Here is a 1,224-nt window from a genome sequence, read left to right on the forward strand (position 1 = left end):
CTGTCGCCATTCTTGTCTGTGGCCCTGATCTGCTGGTTGATGAAAGTGCCGGCTTCCACGCAAATGTCGTCCAGCGGGTCCATTAAGGGCCGGTCATTGCGCGCATCGTCAACGATAATTTGCATATCCCGTACAATCTGGCCGATCAGCACTCCGTCCCGCCATTCTTCTACGATGAATGCAACGTTGTAATAACCCTTTGTAACCGGTGCATCCCAGATGAGATCACCTGTAAGTTCGTTAATACTGAAATTAGCAGGCGTAGCCCCGGCCTCTGTGCGTCCCGGCGCGCCGATTTGGTTAGGATTTACATATTGCAAATTGATACCTGCGCCATTTACCCCACTTCTTTGTGGTACAAAAAGGCGGTACGCGAGACTGTCACCATCAGCATCAAATGCATTCGGGTTGTGAATGTAGCGCTGTCCTACTGCTGCAAGATCAATAGGCGCATTCAGTAAAACCGGAGTCTGGTTAGCACCGAACTGCGGATTGATTTCCAGAATGGTACTGACGTAAAAATTAAGGTTTTGTGTAGGAGGAGGCCCGATATTCAGGATACCATTATTTCTATTATCCTCTTCAAATGAAATCCTGTAAGCTGCTGCCGTCGGAAATGTATAGTTTATAATATAAGTATTGCGGGTTGTGTTATTTCCAATGTTCGGTGGCGGATTTTCAACTCTCGGCGCTTCAAGAACGACGGGGGTACCAGAAGACTGGACGTTTCCAACTGTAAAAAAGATTCTGTTTTGAGCATTTGCCGCACCTTCCCCGTTTTGCATATCAAAATAGGCGGTGAGTTTGAGCTCATAGGTGAGGCCTGAAATTCTCCTTGCTGTAATTTCTCCGGCACGAATGTGCGTGGCCATTACGTCAAAGCCGGAAAACAGGAAGCAAAGCGAGAAAGTATATAGTAGAAGTCGTAAAGCAGAGCGCATAAATGTTAAATCAAGCTATGAGATAGAGGTTTTGAAGCCTGTTAATCACTTTTCAACTAATTAGATGAACGAAAATTCACACGAAATGTGTGCGTTCAAAGCGAATATATGTGATTATATAAACTTACCAAACAACTCTTCAATGATATCCCTATACTATTTCAACTGGCGCTCTGTTCTACGTCTTACTTACCTCATAAGCTGCACCCAACCTTTAAGTATGGTAGGCTGGCTTTGTCTTTTTGTGGATTCGAAGCGGACCCTTGCTTCATAGTAGTACTGG

Annotated in this window: 1 pseudogene; it reads right to left on the reverse strand. The window is 45.0% G+C overall.

The features are described 5' to 3' along the window. A pseudogene (locus Q369_RS0122005) lies at window positions 1-941 on the reverse strand (gliding motility-associated C-terminal domain-containing protein); the annotation flags it as partial. Between the last annotated feature and the right edge of the window lie 283 nt (window positions 942-1,224).

Origin of the sequence: Dyadobacter crusticola DSM 16708, assembly GCF_000701505.1 — a bacterium.
GTDB lineage: Bacteria > Bacteroidota > Bacteroidia > Cytophagales > Spirosomataceae > Dyadobacter > Dyadobacter crusticola.